This is a genomic window from Paracoccus tegillarcae (genome assembly GCF_002847305.1).
GTDB lineage: Bacteria > Pseudomonadota > Alphaproteobacteria > Rhodobacterales > Rhodobacteraceae > Paracoccus > Paracoccus tegillarcae.
In genome coordinates, this window is sequence record NZ_CP025408.1 from 2,028,317 (window position 1) to 2,044,460 (window position 16,144).

The following is a 16,144-nucleotide window of genomic DNA, read 5'->3' on the forward strand; positions in this document are numbered from 1 at the left end:
TTTACTGCCCTTCCCATGTTTGGAGCCACCGGACAAAGCTCAGTTTACGCCGCGTCCCATTTCATCATTTGCATGTTTATAGAGCGAGCGCTCGCTTGACAATCCTCGATCGATTCGGGCATTTTCATAGAGCGAGCGCTCGATAGGAGGGGATTGAACGCGATGACCGACCAGATTGACAGCCAGACGGCATGGCCCGGCATCCGGGGTCGCCGTGTTCTTGTGACGGGCGCGTCCTCGGGGTTGGGGGCGCATTTCGCGCAGGTTCTAGCGGCGCAGGGTGCGCATGTCGTTGCGGCGGCGCGGCGGATCGACCGGGTTCAAAAGCTGTGCGACGGGCTCAGCGCCGAAGGTTATCAGGCGACGCCGCTGGCGCTGGATGTCAGTTCGGCGCAGACGGTCGGGGACGCCTTGCAGGATCATGTCTTTGATCTGGTCGTCAACAATGCCGGCGTCTCGCATTCCTGTGCCGCGCTGGATCTGGATGCCGACACGCTGGATCAGGTGATCGACACCAATGTGAAGGGCGTTTTCCACGTCGCCCGCGCGACGGCGGCCGCGATGAAGGCCGATGGGCGCCCCGGTTCCATCGTCAACATCGCGTCGATCCTTGGCTCGCGGGTGTCGGGTCATGTGGCGGCCTATGCGGCCTCGAAAGGCGCGGTGCTGCAACTGACCCGCGCGCTCGCGCTGGAATGGGCGCGGCACGGCATCCGCGTCAACGCGCTGAGCCCCGGTTATATCGAGACCGAGCTGAACCGCGATTTCTTCGCCACCGATCCGGGGCAGGCGCTGATCCGCCGCGTGCCGCAGCGCCGGCTTGGCCAGCCGCAGGATCTGGATGGGGCGCTTCTGCTTCTGCTGTCCGATCAGGGCCGTTTCATCACCGGGGCCGATATCGCCGTCGATGGCGGCCACCTGGTCTCATCGCTGTAAGGAGGGCCGATCATGGAATTCACCATTTCCCCAAAGGTTGAGGATTACCGCGCCCGCATCGCCGATTTCGTCGACGCCCATATCCTGCCGGTCGAGGCGGATCGCAGCCAATGGGACGAACACAACAATATCGGCCGGCCCGCGCTGACCGCGCTGCGCGAAAAGGCGCGCGATCAGGGCCTGTGGTGTCTGCAACTTGGCAAAGACACCGGCGGTCAGGGTCTTAACAAGGTCGGCATGGCCGTCTGTTACGAGGAAATGAACCGCTCGATCTTTGGGCCGGTGGTGTTCAATTCGGCGGCGCCGGATGACGGCAATATGATGGTGCTGGAAAAAGCCGCGACCGAGGCGCAGAAGGACCGCTGGCTGGCGCCCATCGTCTCGGGTCAGGTCAGTTCGGCCTTTGCCATGACTGAACCCGCGCCTGGCGGCGGATCCGACCCCGGCATGATGCGCACCACCGCTGAAAAGCGCGGCGATACATATACCCTGAACGGCCGGAAATGGTTCATCACCGGGGCCGAGGATGCCAGCCATTTCATCGTCATGGCCCGCACCTCGGACGATCCGAGGAAGGGGCTGACGGCCTTTTTGCATCACCGCGATGAACCCGGCTGGCGGATCGAACGCCGCATTCCCATCATGGGCCCCGAGGAACATGGCGGCCATTGCGAGATCGTCTATGACGGCATGGAACTGACCGCCGACCGCATCCTTCTGGGCGAAGGTGAGGGGCTGAAACTGACCCAGATGCGGCTTGGACCGGCGCGGCTGACCCATTGCATGCGCTGGCTGGGTCTGGCCAAGCGCTGCACCGAAATCGCGCGCGATTATGCCGATAACCGCATGGGCTTCGGCATCCGTTTGGCCGACCGCGAAAGCACCCAGATCAAGATGGGCGATCTGGCCATGGGGATCGAGATCGGCCGCCTTTTGGTCATGAAGGCCGCTTGGACGCTGGATCAGGGCGATTTCGCCCGCAAAGAGGTCTCAATGGCGAAAATTCACGTCGCCAACCTGCTGCACAAGGCAGCAGACACCGCCATCCAGATCAACGGCGCGCGCGGCTATTCCACCGATACGGTGCTGGAATGGATCTATCGCTATGCCCGGCAGGCAAGGCTGGTCGATGGCGCCGACGAGGTGCACCAGATGGTCCTGAACCGCTTGTTGTCCGCCGCGCCCGACAGCTTCTGGAAATGGCCGGTCGCAACCGACTGACACCATCCCACCGACACATCGTATCAGGGAGGAGGATCGATGTTCGAAGAACCCTATCTGGCACCCTGTGCCACGAATTATCAACAACTGACACCACTGAATTTCCTGCGCCGCGCATTGCAGGTTCATGCCGACCAGCCCGCCGTCATCTGGCGCGACCTGACCCTGACCTACACGGAATTCGGCACGCTGGTGCGCCGTATGGCCCATTGGTTGAAATCGCAGGGCATCAGTAGGGGCGATGTCGTTTCGCAGGTCCTTGGCAACCGTCCCGAACTGCTGGCCGCGCATTTCGCCGTGCCGGGCATCGGCGCCGTGCTGAACACCGTAAACACCCGGCTGAACGCCGATGAGATCGCGTATATCCTTGATCACGCGCAAAGCCGGCTGCTGATCGGCGATGCCTCCACGCAGGCGGCTGTGGACAACACTGCGACGCCGACCGTGGCGCTGTGTTCCGCGCCCGGTGCAGGCGACGGGCTGGACCTGTTCGCGGGCGGTCTGGCCGAGGCCGATCTGGACGATGCCCCCGCAACGGAAACCGCCGCCATTTCGCTGAATTATACCTCGGGCACCACCGGCAAGCCAAAGGGTGTCGTCTATACCCATCGTGGGGCCTATCTGAACGCGCTTGGCAATGTCGTGGCGCTTGGGTTCGACGACCGGACCCGGTATCTTTGGACGCTGCCGATGTTTCACTGCAACGGCTGGACGCATACATGGGCGGTCACGGCGGCGGGCGGGACGCATGTCTGTCTGGACGCGATCGTCCCGCAGACGATGGTCGATCTGATTACCGTTCACAGCATCACCCATATGTGCTGTGCGCCGGTCGTTCTGTATATGCTGCTGGAACATATGACCGATCCGGCGGGGCAGCGCGTCAAGGTCGGCACCGGCGGTGCGGCTCCAACACCCGCGCTGATCGCCCGGATGGAAGAGCTGGGTTTCGAGATCGTCCATCTTTACGGCCTGACCGAAAGCTATGGCCCGGTGACACTGAACGATCCGGTCTTTGAATCGGGCACCGATCTGCAGCAGCGCGCGAAACGTCTGGCCCGCCAGGGATTGCGGCATCAGACCACGGGCGGCGTGTTCGTTCTGGACGATGCGGGCGTCAACGTGCCTGCCGACGGCGAAACCGTGGGCGAGATCGCGCTGTGCGGCAATACCCTGATGGCCGGCTATTACCGCGACCCCGAGGCCACGGCCGAGGCACTGGGCAGCGGCGTGTTCCGCACCGGCGATCTGGCCGTTCTGCACCCAGATGGCGAGATCCAGATTCAGGACCGCGCCAAGGATATCATCATCTCGGGCGGCGAGAATTTCTCCAGCCTCGAAGTCGAGGCCGTGCTGCACCAGCATCCCGATATCCTGCTGGCCGCCGTGGTCGCCGCCCCCGATCCCAAATGGGGCGAAACGGCCTGGGCCTTTATCGAGGTCAAATCCGGCTGCGACACCGATCCGCAGGCGCTGGAACAGTTTTGCCGCGCGCAGCTGGCCGGGTTCAAACGCCCCCGCAAATTCATCCTTGGTCCCTTGCCCAAGACCGCGACCGGCAAGGTCCAGAAATTCGCATTGCGCCAAAAGGCGAAGGAGATGACCGATGAGCAGTGATCTTGATCTTGCTGCGCTGGAAGCATGGCTGACCGAAAAGCTGTCGGGGAAGTCCGGGCTGGAGGTCTCTCAAATCTCGGGCGGGCAGTCGAACCCGACCTATCAGGTGATCTTCGGCGGCGACCGTTTTGTCCTGCGCATCAAGCCGCCCGGCCCCTTGCTGCCCGGTGCCCATGCGATCGAGCGTGAATACCGCGTCATGAACGCGCTTGGTCCGACCGATGTGCCGGTGCCCAATGTGCGCTGGCTGGAAGAGGACGAAACCGTGTTGGGCCGCCCCTTTTATGTCATGGACTGGCTGGATGGCCGCGTCTTTTCGGATTGCTCGTTGGAAGGCGTCAGCCCGGCTGACCGGCGCGAGATGTATCTGGACACGGCCCGCACGCTGGCGCGACTGCATGCGGTGCGACCTGATCAGATTGGCCTTGGCGATTACGGCAAGCCCGGAAATTACTTTGAACGCCAGATCGCGCGCTGGTCGCGCCAGTGCCGGGAATCGACCGGGACGCGCATCCCCGCGCTGGACACGCTGACCGAATGGGTTGCCGACAATTGCCCGCCCGACGATGGTGCGGTGGCGATCAGCCATGGCGATTTTCGTATCGGCAACATGATGTTCCACCCGACCGAACCGCGCGTTGTCGGTGTGCTGGATTGGGAGTTGTCTACCCTTGGCCATCCGCTGGCCGATCTGGGGTTCTGTGTGATGCCATGGGCCAGCGCGCCCGATGAATATGGCGGCATTCTGGGCACCGATTGGGCCGAAGCCGGCATCCCCACGCTGGAGGAATTCGCCGCCGAATATCAGGCCTGCGCCATCAACGATATTCCGCTGACCACCTTCCACCGCGCCTTTGCCCTGTTCCGCTTTGCCGCGATCTTCGTCGGCATCGCCGACCGCGCCCGCAGCGGCAATGCCGCATCCAGCGAGGCCGCAGATCTTGCGCCGCTGGCGGGCAAATTCGCACAGCGCGCGCTGGATATCATCGACCAGTCCGCACACGGGGGTGCAAGATGATCCGCCGTTTGATCCGTGCCATCGACCGGCTGAACATCGCCATTGGGCAAGGCGTCAGCTTCCTGATCTGGATCGGCATCGCGGTCCTGTGTTTCGAGGTTGTCGCGCGCTATGTCTTTGATGCCCCCACCATCTGGGCGCATGGCTATACGCAGCGCATCTTCGGCTCTTACTTCATCCTCATCGGTGCCTACACGCTGGTGCAACGCGATCATGTCCGCGTCGACATCCTGCTGACGCCGGAACCCTCGCGCCGCAATTCCGCACTGGATCTGATCAACTATGCCTTTCTGATCCTGTGGGGCGCCGTCCTGACCATCGAAGGCTGGCGCTTTTTCCTTGATGCCTGGAAATGGGCCGAGGTCGATGACAGCGCGCTGCGTCATGCGATGTGGCCGCCGAAACTGGCGCTGTTCATTGGCAGCCTGCTGATCACCCTTCAGGGCGTGAACGAGGCGGTCAAGTCCATCCTCTACCTGATCTCTCCCAAAGATGCCGAACAGGAGGCCGCGCGCCATGACACCTGAGATCCTGACCTATGGTATGTTCGGCATGCTTTTGATCTCCATCATCTGCGGCGTGTCACTGTCGTTCGCGATGGGCGGAACGGCGGTCATATTCGGCTATCTGATCTATGGTCCGAACGGGATGTATTCCATCGTTTCGGCGGCGTTCAGCGGCATGTGGTCGATCCTGCTTTCGGCGATCCCGCTCTTCACCTTTATCGGCGTCGCCCTGGCCAAATCGCGCATCGCCAGTGACCTGTATCACGCCTTCTACCTGTGGTCAGGGCGGATGCCGGGCGGGCTGCTGTTGGGCACATCGGGCTTTGCGGCAACCCTGTCGGCGATGACGGGCAGTTGTGCCGCCTCGACCATCACCACGGGCATGGTCGGCATTCCGGCGATGGATCAGCGCGGTTATGATCGCGGGTTCGTTCTGGGCACGATCGGCGCGTCGGGTACGCTTGGTATCCTGATCCCGCCCTCGATCACGCTGATCCTGATCGGGATGCAGACGGGCCAATCCATCGGCCGGCTGTTTCTGGGCGGTATGATCGCAGGGATGATCGTGCTGGCAGCCTTCATGATCCATGTCTGGCTGCGCAGCCGCATGAACCCGGATCTCGCGCCCACCATCGGTGAGACGCCGCCCATGCGCGAACGTCTGGCCTCGCTGAAATCGGTGATCCTGCCGGTGCTGATCATCCTGTCAGTGCTGGTCTCGATCTTTCAGGGCATCGCAACCCCGACCGAGGCGGCGGCCATCGGTGCCGCCGCCGTGACCTTGTCGGTCGCGCTGCGCGGAGAGTTGAACTGGACCTATATCAAAGAGGTCAGCTTCACTACGGCATCCGTCACCGGCATGGTGATCTGGATCGTCTTCGGCGCAACCGCCTTTACCGCCATCTATGGCAGCGGCGGCGGCACTGCCTTCATGCAGCAGGTGTTAAGCAGCATCAGCTCATCGCCCTGGATCACCATCCTGCTGATGCAGTTGATCACGCTGATCCTGGGCATGTTCCTGGACCCGGTGGGGATCATTCTCTTGGTGCTGCCGATCTTTTTTCCGATCGTCGTGCAGCTTGGCTTTGACCCGATCTGGTTCTGCATCCTGTTCCAGCTGAACCTATGCATCGGCTATGTCTCGCCGCCTTTCGGCTACAACCTGTTCTATCTGAAAATGCTCAGCCCCAAGACGCCGATCACCCAGATCTATGGGGCAGTGCTGCCCTTCCTGCTGCTGATGCTGGCTGTCGGCGCGCTGCTGTTTGCCTTTCCGCAACTGATCACGGCCACAACCGGCGCGTGACGCCCCCAATCAACAGAGAGGAGATCAAGAATGACCGATAAACACACAAGGCCATCGCGCCGCCATTTCCTGACCGGAACCGCCGCCGCAGCCGCCGCAACAGCACTGGCCGCGCCGCCCGCCATCGCGCAGGGCACGACCACTTGGCGGATGCAGACCCACTGGCCGACCGGCAACTGGTATTACGAGGATGTTTTCGTCAAGTTCTGCAATCGCATAACCGAGGCGACCGGCGGCGAATTGACGGTCGAGCCGGTTCAAAACGACGGGCTTGTCCGCACGGGCGAGGCATTGGATGCCGTACGTCGCGGTTTGCTGGAAAGCGCCTTCATCTATCCGGCCTACTGGATCGGCCGCATCCCCGCCGCCGCCCATCTGAATGGCTTTATCGGGATGTGGGACAAGCACGAGGAAATGGCCGCTTTCATGTATGAAGTGGGCGCGCTGGACATCATCCGCGAGGCTTATGCCGCGCAGGGGGTCTATCAGGCCGGGCCGGTTTCCTATGCGGGACTTGCGCTTTATTCGAACCGTCCCCTGCGCACCACCGCCGATTTCGAAGGCTGGAAGGTGCGTTCGACCGGGCCTGCGGCCGATGTCTTCGTCAAGATGGGCGCGACGCCCGTGTCCATCCCCGGTGCGGAGTTGTATCAGGGCCTGCAAACCGGGGTTGTCGATGGCGCGCATTGGGGCTCGACCTCGACTGGGTGGGGGATGAACCTGCAAGAGGTGAACAAATACATCGTCCGCCCCGATCTGGTGGGCCATCTGAACGGCGAGGTGATCGTCGGGCTGGACACATGGAGCAAGATCAGCCCCGAGCTTCAGGTGATCTTCAACGAAATCGTCCGCGCGACGTCAGCCGATGCCAGCGCGCATTTCCTGTATCGCGACATGACCTATTCACAGCAATTCGTTGATGAGATGGGCGGCGAACTGACCCAGCTTGACGACGAGGCGCTGGAAAATCTGCGCCGCTATTCGCTGGAGGTCGTGGACGAATATTCCGCCAAGGACCCGGAGTATTGCGGCAAGCTGGGTCCGATGCTGCACGATTTCCAAAAACTGCGCGGTTTGGTCTGACCCATCCGCGCCATCGCGAGATGATCCGGGCACCTATTGGGGCCCGGTTTCTTTTGCGTTATTCTGCCGCGCGTTTGGGCAGAACCCAATTCGGGCGCGGGAAGTGGCAGGTATAGCCGTTGGGGATGCGTTCCAGATAGTCCTGATGCTCGGGCTCTGCCTCCCAGAAATCGCCGACGGGCTCGACCTCGGTCACGACCTTTCCTGGCCACAGGCCGGATGCATCGACATCGGCAATCGTGTCCAGTGCCGTCTGATGCTGAGCCTCGTCCACATAGTAGATGGCCGAGCGATAGCTTTCGCCCCGGTCATTGCCCTGACGGTCCTTTGTTGTCGGATCGTGGATCTGGAAGAAAAATTCCAGGACCTCGCGATAGGTGATGCGGTCGGGGTCAAAGATGATCTCGATCCCTTCGGCATGGGTTCCATGGTTGCGATAGGTCGCATTGGCCACATCGCCGCCGGTATAGCCTACGCGGGTTACCTGAACACCCGGCAAGCGCCGGATCAGATCCTGCATTCCCCAGAAACAGCCACCGGCCAGAACGGCTCGTTCGCTCATTGCTTAACCCTCCACCTGATCAAGATAATCGCCATAGCCTTCGGTCTGCATCTGATCTTTCGGCACAAAGCGCAGGCTGGCCGAGTTGATGCAGTAACGCAGCCCGCCCTGATCGCGTGGGCCGTCGGGGAAGACATGGCCCAGATGGCTGTCGCCATGGGCGGAACGCACCTCGGTCCGCACCATCCCGTGGCTGTCATCGCGCAGCTCGTTCACATGCGCATCGACGATGGGCTTCGAGAACGACGGCCAGCCGCAGCCCGAATTGAACTTGGCGCTGCTGGCGAACAGCGGCTCGCCCGAGACGATATCGACATAAAGGCCCGGCTCGAAATGACCGTCATACTCGCCGGTAAAGGGCCGCTCGGTCCCGTTTTGCTGGGTCACCCGGAACTGTTCCGGCGTCAGGCGGGAAACGGCGTCGTCAGACTTCGTGTAACTCATCTGTGGTTCCCCATATTTTCATGGTCAGGCATGTAGGCAGCCCCGGCCTGGATTCCAGAGCCCCTGCGCGGCGATCCTCCTGTGACGCCACGGAAGCGAACGGCCCTATTGCGCCACGACGGCCTGCGCCTTTCGGTTGGCTTCCAGTTCGGCCATCAGCGCCTCGATCCGGCGTTTGCGGTTCTGGGCCTCAGCGATCAGGGCGATTACCGTCTCGCGCTTGCGGGCCAGCAGCGCCAGCGCATCAGTGCAGGACACGATGTGATCGCCGCCTTGCATCTCGACATCGCCGATTTCGCGCAGGGTAAAGCCCAACCCCTGCGCCTGTTCGATGAATTGCAACAGGGTGATCAGCGTTTTGGGATAGTCGCGATAGCCGTTGGCCCCACGATCCGCGGGCGGAATGATCCCCTGACGTTCATAGAACCGGATGCGTGACGTGCTGACACCGGCGGCTTTTGCGATCTCGCCGATTTTCATGATCCGAGCCCTTGACCTTAAACCTAGGTTCAAACCCTATATAGGCTGCGAACCAAAGACAAGGATCGCAGACATGTTCGATACATCGACCCAACCGCTGCTGTTCCAGCCCCTGACGCTGCCGAACGGCCAGACCATCCCCAACCGCATCGCCAAAGCCTCGATGGAGGAGAATATGGCCGACGCCAACCACCTGCCGGGGCCCGCGCTGCTGGGTCTTTACCGGCAATGGGGCGATGGCGGCGCGGGCATGATCCTGACGGGCAATGTCATGGTCGCCGCAGACGCCGTGACCGGACCGGGCGGTGTGGTGCTGGATGCGCAGCAGCCGCTGGCCCCGTTTCGCGCATGGGCCGAGGCGGGGCGCGCGCGGGGCGCCCGGCTGTGGATGCAGATCAATCATCCGGGCCGTCAGGTCTATGCAAAGACCAATCCCGAAGCCATCGCCCCGTCGGCGTTGCCGGTCGAGATGGGCGGGTATTCCGACCTGTTCACCAAGCCCCGCGCCATGACCGAACATGACATCGACCGCGTCATCGACCAATTCGCGACGACCGCCGCGCTGGCGGAAAAGGCGGGGTTCGATGGTGTCGAGATCCACGCGGCGCATGGCTATTTGCTCAGCCAGTTCCTGTCGCCGCTGACCAACCGGCGGACGGATCAATGGGGTGGCAGTTTGGAAAACCGCGCCCGGATCGTGATCGAGATCGTCCGCGCGGTGCGGGCGCGTGTCGGCGCCGGCTTCGGTGTGGGGGTCAAGTTGAACTCGGCCGATTTCCAGAAGGGCGGCTTCGATGCCAAAGATGCGGCGGCAGTTGTGCGTCTGCTGAACCATGAGGCCGTGGATCTGGTCGAGATTTCAGGCGGCAGCTATGAAAGCCCGGCCATGCATGGTCGCCCGCAGCAGCAGGCCAAGCGTGCCAGCACCCGCAAACGTGAAGCCTATTTCCTCGATTTCGCTCGAGACATCGTGGCGGTCGCCGATATGCCGATCATGGTGACGGGCGGTATCCGCAGCCGTGCCACCGCCGAAGATGCGCTGTCGCCCGAAGATGGCCGCGCAGGCGTGGCGATGGTCGGTATCGCGCAGGCGCTTGCCTATGCGCCCGATCTGCCGAACCGCTGGAAGCGAACCGAGGATGTGATCGACGTGCCGCGGGTCGAATGGAAAAGCAGCCTTGCCAGTGTGGCGACCATGGCGCTAACCAAGCTGCAATTGCAGCGGATGGGGCGGGGCAAGAAACCCACCTTCAGCGCATGGGCGCCGTGGGTAATGGTCCGCGATCAGCTGAGGACCCGCCGGTTGAACACCGGATACCGAAACTGGCTGCGCAAACGCGGCCAGGCCTGAACGACCGATCCATGACCAAACGCATTCTGAATGTCGTCAGCAATGTCGCCCATTTCGACGACCACGATCACCCGACTGGCTTGTGGCTGTCGGAACTAACCCATGCCTGGGACGCATTCGCGGCGCAGGGGTGGGAGCAGACCCTTGTCAGCCCCAAAGGCGGAAAATCGCTGCTGGAACGGCGCGCGCTGAAATGGCCACTGCTTGATGCCAGTGCCAAGGCGTGGCTGAACGACCCGGCGAAGATGGCCCTGCTGGATAATACCGCAAGCCCCAGTCAGATCGACCCGGATGCGTTTGACGTCATCTATTTCACCGGTGGCCATGCGGCGATGTGGGATTTCCCCGACAGCGAGGGGTTGCAGCGCATCACCCGCTGGATCTGGGAAAGCGGAAGGATCGTCGGCGCGGTATGCCACGGCTATTGCGGCCTGCTGAACACGCGGCTTTCCGATGGCGAACTTTTGGTCAAGAACCGGCGCCTGACCGGTTTTTCCTGGCGCGAAGAGGTGCTGGCCGGTGTCGCGAAAGAAATGCCCTATAACGCCGAACAACAGATGAAGGATCGCGGTGCCGATTACAGCAAGGCGCTGCTGCCCTTTGTTTCTTACACCGTCACCGATGGCCGGCTGGTCACAGGCCAGAATCCGGGCTCGGCCAAGGCGACGGCCAGGGCGGTCGTGAAACTGCTGAAAGACTGATTTCCATCGAAAGGACAGGATATGGACAGCGATAACCAGTATACCGACGTCGAATTTGGCGGCCATCACGTCAAGGTGATCACGAACGGATTTTACGACCGCTTCCGTTCGAACCCCGATCTGGACGAGGTCGCCAAGGACCCGCTGGCCGGCGATATCGACTTTTTCCGTCGCTTTCCCAAGGTGCAGGTCGAAAGCCGCGTCGGCCCGATCTGGGCACCGAATTTCTATTACCGCGCCAGCACGGTTCAATTGCTGTATCTGGCGCCACTGTCACAAATCCGGCGGTTTCTGCCCGAGCCTTTGCAGGCACTCAGCCCGCTGCCCGGCAAAGGCCTGGTCGCGCTGACGTTCTTTGACTATGCGCTTTGCGACAACGATCCCTATGGCGAGGTGTCGATTGCCGTGGTTATCCGCTGCCCCGGCGCGCGCGGCTCTCACCTGCTAGAGCTGCAGCAGGCCATGGCCAGCGACCGCTATCACGCGCATGTTCTGGCCCTGCCGGTCGATACCGACATTGCGCGGGTGCGCGGGGTCTATGGCTATAACCTGCCGAAATGGCTGACCCCGATCAAGTTGCAGATCGACAAGGATGTGCAGGCGTCAATTTCCAATGCCGACGGCACCCCCGACCTGACACTGCAAGCGCCGCTGCTGCATATGCAGCAGGTGCCGTCGCAGTCGCATATCGGCACATCCGTACTCATCAACCGCGTCGATGGAGTGTGGCGGCAAAGCACGACCTTTTCGAACAAGCTGAATCTGGGCCATGAAACCCTGCCGAAAAATGTCAATCTTGAACGCCATGGCGGCCCGCTGACGCAGATGCTGAACGGGTTGGGTGCTGACAGGCTGATGCGTTTCGATGTTATTAAGGATACGCAGATCGTGCTGAACATGCCTGTTCCATTGGCGGAAACGACTGCCGCCGGGTGGTAAAGGTCAACAAAGGGGGCCGAAATGTTGGCCCGCATCGGTCCGGCCCTGACCTATCTGTGATCAGCAGCCTTTTCATCCCGAATGACCGAAAGCCCCTTCCGGAATGGGGTTGCCTCGAATGCAGGAAACCGCGATTTGAACTTGTCAGAAACAAAGATATTATCCACCCCGTAGCGAGGCAGAAGTTCAGCAGCATCCCGAACAGTGCTGCTGAACAGTCCTGCCAGTCGAAGTTGCCAGCGCTTCAGGATGCGATAGCTGGGCTTGCTGCCGAAAATGTCGGCAGCAAGTTCGATGAACTCGCGATACGTCAGGCGATTATCGTCGCCGGGCAGGTGCCAGGTCTGATCAAAGGCGTCGGGGGTATTGCCCAGCAATACCATCGACCGGCTTGCATCCGGCGTAAAAATCAGGCTGCGCAGCGTGTCGTCGCTCAGGAAAACCCGTGCCGCCTTGCCCGCCGCCAAAGGGTCGATGACGGATGAGTTTGTAATGCTTTGGGTTTTTCCCGGGCCATAGAATTCCGGGGCCCGGCAGATCATCCCTGTTACGCGATTGCGCGTTATGGCATCCAGCAGAGCGTCCGCGATCTCTGCCCGGACGCGGCCTTTGGGGCCGTTCGGTTGAAACGGAGTATCCTCGGTCTGGGGCGCGGCGGTCTGAGGGTACATATAGGTGTTGTCGAAGAACACGAGCTTGGCGTTTTCAGCCTCGCATGCGTCGATCACATTTTTCATTATGATCGGCCACTGCGTCACCCACATCTCGGTGTCCAGCGGCAAGCCAGCGGTCAGATAGACAATCTCGGATTCTTGGACCGCCTGTCGCGTTTCTGCCGGGTCAAGCAGGTTGGCGGACTGAAGATGATCGGTGTCATTCACCTTTTTCGGGTTTCGACTGACAAGCCGGATTTCGGTGTCAAAGTCGCTGTTCAAAGTCCGGGCCAGTTCTTTCCCGATTTGTCCCGAAGCACCAAGAATAGTTTGCATTTTCTGCCTTACTGTCGAACTGGGTCGCTCGCGCTGATCTTGTCGCGGCCTACGCAGGCCGCGATCTGTTGGGGCGATCAAATTTTCCAGACTGCCTCAGCAGGTAAAATCCAGCAACCGGCAATATCGCGGCAACAGACCCGCTACGACCGATGCCCGTAAACCTTCTTTTCGGCAATCGCTCTCGCCGTAACTGTCCTCTTCTGGCTATGAAACAAGAACGAGTCCTGAGCCTAACGCGGCAAGAAAAGCAACGAAAGCAGCGCGAGCGTAATTTCAGCGCCGAGGCTTACTCACGAATGCGTTTCGTGGCAGCTGATTTTGGCGCAGCCGCAGTGAAGTGGCGCATTGTCCCGCCTTGCTGCTGCCCGACACGGGAAAAATGCCGCATGGGAAGTCGAACGACCGCTTCGGGCAATGCCGCTGTACGGCATCGCGAGGCTCGACCGTCCGCAATGGGCCGATGCCGTCAGCGATGCGCCAGATAGTCCGCCGAAACGTAGCCCGAGACACTGGGCTTTTCAGTAAGGAAGACCCAGCACCAGACCTTACCGTTGTTCGTCACGCAATTCTGGCGGGTTAGGCGCGCTCCGTCTGGCAGGCCGATGATGATCTCCTGGTCGAGGCCCGGGCCTCCGCGTAGCTTCAGGAGATCATCTGACCCGGCACCTTTGACGACTGCACCAGAACCTGCCGCGCATCCGGTGGCAATCGTAAGCGCGAGAAGGGCAGAAACGTGAGCTCGCCTGATCTATCCTTATTCGTTTCGCCATCAATAGGACACCATCGCGCCGGGTAAAAAAGGGCTATCTACATCATCCGCGTCGTCAGACCTATCCGAACGAAATCGACGCTCCCACGAGGGCCATGAGCTACAAATCATGTCCCCAGCAACACGCAACTGTGCCAGATTGGCCATGTTGACAGGTGATCTGCAGCTAATTGCTCCAAATCGGCACTGTTATGGTCCAAGGACAACAACAACATTTTGGGGTGGTGCCGGTGAAGGGACTCGAACCCCCGACCCCATCATTACGAATGATGTGCTCTACCAGCTGAGCTACACCGGCATCTGGTTGTGACGCGTCGGATAGCAGGTTCCTGTCGGCTGGAAAAGGGGGCGCGGTCGATTTTCGGCCGCGCCCCCATTGTTCATGTTTTTTTACGTCCCGCCTTGGGATCGTCGTCCTCGGGCGGCTCGACATCGGGGCGAACGGGGGTCGGTTCGACGTCTTTCATTTCGGCGGATTTTGGTTCCGGCTTGGGTTTGGGCTCCGGCTTGGGGTCGGGCTTGGTGTCCGGTTTCAAAATGAAATTCGGATCTTCGGTGGTTGCAGCCGAAGAGGTGGTCTTGCCATTGGCCGGGGGGGTGGCAGGCTCGGGCGAGGTGTCGGTTGAGGATGGATCAACCTCGATGAAGTCGCCCTCGCGCGGCACCATTCCCGGGGCTACGGCGGCCACTTCCACCTTGCCTGGCTTGTCCGCCTTGGGCGCGGCCTTGCCATTCGAATTTCCGGCTGAAGCTGTTGCCGGCTCGGTGATTTCCACTGCCGTCGTTTCACCCGCCGATCCAGCGTCGTCAACCGTAGGACGCTTGTTCGCGCTGTCAGAGGCAATCAAGAGGGGCAGCATTTCGGCCCCGGATCGCATGCTGCTGGCCGTCAGCTTTTCGTCCGGTGTGCGCCAACTGAGCGTATCGAAGCCGCTGCATTTATCGCAGACCGGCGCCCAATCGACCATCACGTTCTGGCATTTGTCGCAGACCCATTGCGGCCCGCGAGAGGCCGTCAATGCCCGCGCCAACCAGCCCCGGACAACAGCGTCATCAGAGCCTTCGCCACGCTCGATCGCGGCCATGATCGACAGGCTGCGCACGGTGGGCTGGGTCTCGGCCAGATTGCCAAGCGCGCGGCGGGCGCCGGGGAAATCCTCGGCGGATAGCAACAGTTCTGCCTTGAGCAGTTGGCTTTCCGGATCATCCGGTTTCTTGCGGATCAGGGTGTCGAAACGACGCAGACGAGCCGCCGAGGTTTCGTCCGGGGCGATCTCGGCATAGGCCGCCGCGATGTCGGGATGTGGGCGGACCGACCAGGTTTTCTCGAGCACGCGGCTGGCGTGGCGCGAGTCGTCCTTGGCCATGTAACTGCGCGCGGCCAGCACGGCAGCGGGGATCAGGTCGGGCGAGGCGCGGTTCGCGGAAATCGCAGCCTCACGGGCGCTGATCGAATTGCCCTGCGCCAGAACTTCGCTGGCCTCTTGCAGGGCCAGAACGGCGTCGCGGCGGATATGCACATCCTTGGGCAGTTCGCCCTGCTTGCGCTTGTCCTTGAGCACGCCGCGGGCGCCCTTCCAGTCGTTTTGCTGGGTTTGCAACTGCAGCAGGGTGTCCTGCACTTCCTTGTGGCGCGGCTTTAACGCATAGGCTTTTTCGGCCAATTGCAGCGCGGTGGTCGTGTTTCCGGCCTCAAGCTGCTGGCGCATCAACCCGCGCACACCGACAAAGCGGGTGCGCTCGTCCTCGAGAAGTTTGCGATAGACGGTATCGGCGGTGGAGCGGTCACCCGCGACCTCGGCGGCCTGCGCGGCCAGCAGGTTGGTGACATGGGGCTTGTCCAGATACTTGGCCGCCTTGCCGGCCTTTTCCTGCGCCAGCTTGCCCTCGCCAGCTGCGACCGCAAGCATGCCTTCGCCAAGGGCCTCGTATCCGCGCCGCTCGCGTGAGCGGGCGAAATAGCGGTTGATGGCCGTTTCGTCGCCCGCAAGAAACCGGATAAAGGCCAGCAGCAGGCCCAGCAGTTTCAGCGCGATCCAGGACAGCGCGGCCAGTACCAGCAGACCGATGATGACCTGCATGGGTCCCAGCACATACTGGGTGCCGTTGAACTCTAGTCGCAGGGCCTCGCCCGTCTCGGACAGTTGCATCGCCCCCAGGGCTACGGCAAGCACGACGGCAAAGAAGAACAGGATTTTCAGCAGTGACAGAAGCATCGT

At 61.4% G+C, this 16,144-nt stretch carries 16 protein-coding genes and 1 tRNA gene; 10 read left to right on the plus strand and 7 right to left on the minus strand.

All coding sequences use genetic code 11. The features are described from left to right. Positions 1-162: 162 nt before the first annotated feature. The 7 genes from CUV01_RS09920 to CUV01_RS09950 are packed head-to-tail and all read left to right on the plus strand — an operon-like array spanning position 163 to position 7,687. Positions 163-936 (plus strand): SDR family NAD(P)-dependent oxidoreductase, encoded by a 774-nt coding sequence (locus CUV01_RS09920; RefSeq protein ID WP_101462006.1) that lies wholly within the window; start codon positions 163-165, stop codon positions 934-936. 12 nt (positions 937-948) lie between these two features. Beyond that, positions 949-2,157: an acyl-CoA dehydrogenase family protein gene (locus CUV01_RS09925; protein ID WP_101460330.1), complete on the plus strand. Its 1,209-nt coding sequence runs from the start codon at positions 949-951 to the stop codon at positions 2,155-2,157. Between the two features lie 39 nt (positions 2,158-2,196). Next, entirely contained in the window at positions 2,197-3,774 is a 1,578-nt protein-coding gene (locus CUV01_RS09930; protein ID WP_101460331.1) for an AMP-binding protein, read from the plus strand. Next, entirely contained in the window at positions 3,764-4,792 is a 1,029-nt protein-coding gene (locus CUV01_RS09935; RefSeq protein WP_101460332.1) for a phosphotransferase family protein, read from the plus strand. Before CUV01_RS09930 ends, CUV01_RS09935 begins: the two co-directional genes overlap by 11 nt. After that, positions 4,789-5,319, plus strand: coding sequence for a TRAP transporter small permease subunit (locus tag CUV01_RS09940; RefSeq protein ID WP_101460333.1), 531 nt, complete (start codon positions 4,789-4,791; stop codon positions 5,317-5,319). Before CUV01_RS09935 ends, CUV01_RS09940 begins: the two co-directional genes overlap by 4 nt. Further along, a complete protein-coding gene (locus CUV01_RS09945) occupies positions 5,309-6,604 on the plus strand; it encodes a TRAP transporter large permease (RefSeq protein ID WP_101460334.1) in 1,296 nt (431 codons plus the stop codon). Before CUV01_RS09940 ends, CUV01_RS09945 begins: the two co-directional genes overlap by 11 nt. A 30-nt stretch (positions 6,605-6,634) precedes the next feature. Beyond that, positions 6,635-7,687 (plus strand): TRAP transporter substrate-binding protein, encoded by a 1,053-nt coding sequence (locus CUV01_RS09950; RefSeq protein ID WP_101462007.1) that lies wholly within the window; start codon positions 6,635-6,637, stop codon positions 7,685-7,687. 58 nt (positions 7,688-7,745) lie between these two features. On the opposite strand, the gene msrA is transcribed toward CUV01_RS09950, so the two are convergent. From msrA to CUV01_RS09965, 3 genes are all read right to left on the minus strand, one after another. Continuing rightward, the gene (gene msrA / locus CUV01_RS09955; protein WP_101460335.1) at positions 7,746-8,249 is read right to left on the minus strand and encodes a peptide-methionine (S)-S-oxide reductase MsrA; all 504 of its coding nucleotides are present in this window, start codon (positions 8,247-8,249) and stop codon (positions 7,746-7,748) included. A gap of 3 nt (positions 8,250-8,252) precedes the next feature. Next, complete coding sequence (msrB, locus tag CUV01_RS09960; RefSeq protein ID WP_101460336.1) at positions 8,253-8,693, minus strand: peptide-methionine (R)-S-oxide reductase MsrB; 441 nt, start codon at positions 8,691-8,693, stop codon at positions 8,253-8,255. Between the two features lie 105 nt (positions 8,694-8,798). After that, a complete protein-coding gene (locus tag CUV01_RS09965) occupies positions 8,799-9,173 on the minus strand; it encodes a MerR family transcriptional regulator (RefSeq protein ID WP_101460337.1) in 375 nt (124 codons plus the stop codon). Positions 9,174-9,246: 73 nt separating this feature from the next. Between CUV01_RS09965 and CUV01_RS09970 the strand changes: the two genes are divergently transcribed. The 3 genes from CUV01_RS09970 to CUV01_RS09980 are packed head-to-tail and all read left to right on the plus strand — an operon-like array spanning position 9,247 to position 12,164. Further along, positions 9,247-10,524: an NADH:flavin oxidoreductase/NADH oxidase family protein gene (locus tag CUV01_RS09970; RefSeq protein WP_101460338.1), complete on the plus strand. Its 1,278-nt coding sequence runs from the start codon at positions 9,247-9,249 to the stop codon at positions 10,522-10,524. Between the two features lie 11 nt (positions 10,525-10,535). Further along, a complete protein-coding gene (locus CUV01_RS09975) occupies positions 10,536-11,225 on the plus strand; it encodes a type 1 glutamine amidotransferase domain-containing protein (protein ID WP_101460339.1) in 690 nt (229 codons plus the stop codon). A 21-nt stretch (positions 11,226-11,246) separates the two neighbouring features. Then, positions 11,247-12,164, plus strand: coding sequence for an acetoacetate decarboxylase family protein (locus CUV01_RS09980; protein WP_101460340.1), 918 nt, complete (start codon positions 11,247-11,249; stop codon positions 12,162-12,164). Between the two features lie 50 nt (positions 12,165-12,214). Here the strand turns inward: CUV01_RS09980 and CUV01_RS09985 are convergent, their stop codons facing one another. The 4 genes from CUV01_RS09985 to CUV01_RS10000 all read right to left on the minus strand — a co-directional run bounded on the left by CUV01_RS09985 (position 12,215) and on the right by CUV01_RS10000 (position 16,141). Beyond that, positions 12,215-13,153 (minus strand): NAD-dependent epimerase/dehydratase family protein, encoded by a 939-nt coding sequence (locus CUV01_RS09985; RefSeq protein ID WP_101460341.1) that lies wholly within the window; start codon positions 13,151-13,153, stop codon positions 12,215-12,217. Positions 13,154-13,622: 469 nt separating this feature from the next. Continuing rightward, a complete protein-coding gene (locus tag CUV01_RS20445; RefSeq protein WP_101460342.1) occupies positions 13,623-13,904 on the minus strand; it encodes an SH3 domain-containing protein in 282 nt (93 codons plus the stop codon). 243 nt (positions 13,905-14,147) lie between these two features. Then, positions 14,148-14,223, minus strand: a tRNA-Thr gene (locus tag CUV01_RS09995). Positions 14,224-14,305: 82 nt separating this feature from the next. Beyond that, a complete protein-coding gene (locus CUV01_RS10000) occupies positions 14,306-16,141 on the minus strand; it encodes a heme biosynthesis protein HemY (RefSeq protein ID WP_101460343.1) in 1,836 nt (611 codons plus the stop codon). Positions 16,142-16,144 lie beyond the last annotated feature (3 nt).

Excerpts from the sequence above, each read along its gene's own strand:
- CUV01_RS09920 (WP_101462006.1), top strand. The coding sequence starts at position 163 with ATGACCGACCAGATTGACAGCCAGACGGCATGGCCCGGCATCCGGGGT.
- CUV01_RS09925 (WP_101460330.1), top strand. The coding sequence starts at position 949 with ATGGAATTCACCATTTCCCCAAAGGTTGAGGATTACCGCGCCCGCATC.
- CUV01_RS09930 (WP_101460331.1), top strand. The coding sequence starts at position 2,197 with ATGTTCGAAGAACCCTATCTGGCACCCTGTGCCACGAATTATCAACAA.
- CUV01_RS09935 (WP_101460332.1), top strand. The coding sequence starts at position 3,764 with ATGAGCAGTGATCTTGATCTTGCTGCGCTGGAAGCATGGCTGACCGAA.
- CUV01_RS09940 (WP_101460333.1), top strand. The coding sequence starts at position 4,789 with ATGATCCGCCGTTTGATCCGTGCCATCGACCGGCTGAACATCGCCATT.
- CUV01_RS09945 (WP_101460334.1), top strand. The coding sequence starts at position 5,309 with ATGACACCTGAGATCCTGACCTATGGTATGTTCGGCATGCTTTTGATC.
- CUV01_RS09950 (WP_101462007.1), top strand. The coding sequence starts at position 6,635 with ATGACCGATAAACACACAAGGCCATCGCGCCGCCATTTCCTGACCGGA.
- msrA (WP_101460335.1), bottom strand. The coding sequence starts at position 8,249 with ATGAGCGAACGAGCCGTTCTGGCCGGTGGCTGTTTCTGGGGAATGCAG.
- msrB (WP_101460336.1), bottom strand. The coding sequence starts at position 8,693 with ATGAGTTACACGAAGTCTGACGACGCCGTTTCCCGCCTGACGCCGGAA.
- CUV01_RS09965 (WP_101460337.1), bottom strand. The coding sequence starts at position 9,173 with ATGAAAATCGGCGAGATCGCAAAAGCCGCCGGTGTCAGCACGTCACGC.
- CUV01_RS09970 (WP_101460338.1), top strand. The coding sequence starts at position 9,247 with ATGTTCGATACATCGACCCAACCGCTGCTGTTCCAGCCCCTGACGCTG.
- CUV01_RS09975 (WP_101460339.1), top strand. The coding sequence starts at position 10,536 with ATGACCAAACGCATTCTGAATGTCGTCAGCAATGTCGCCCATTTCGAC.
- CUV01_RS09980 (WP_101460340.1), top strand. The coding sequence starts at position 11,247 with ATGGACAGCGATAACCAGTATACCGACGTCGAATTTGGCGGCCATCAC.
- CUV01_RS09985 (WP_101460341.1), bottom strand. The coding sequence starts at position 13,153 with ATGCAAACTATTCTTGGTGCTTCGGGACAAATCGGGAAAGAACTGGCC.
- CUV01_RS10000 (WP_101460343.1), bottom strand. The coding sequence starts at position 16,141 with ATGCTTCTGTCACTGCTGAAAATCCTGTTCTTCTTTGCCGTCGTGCTT.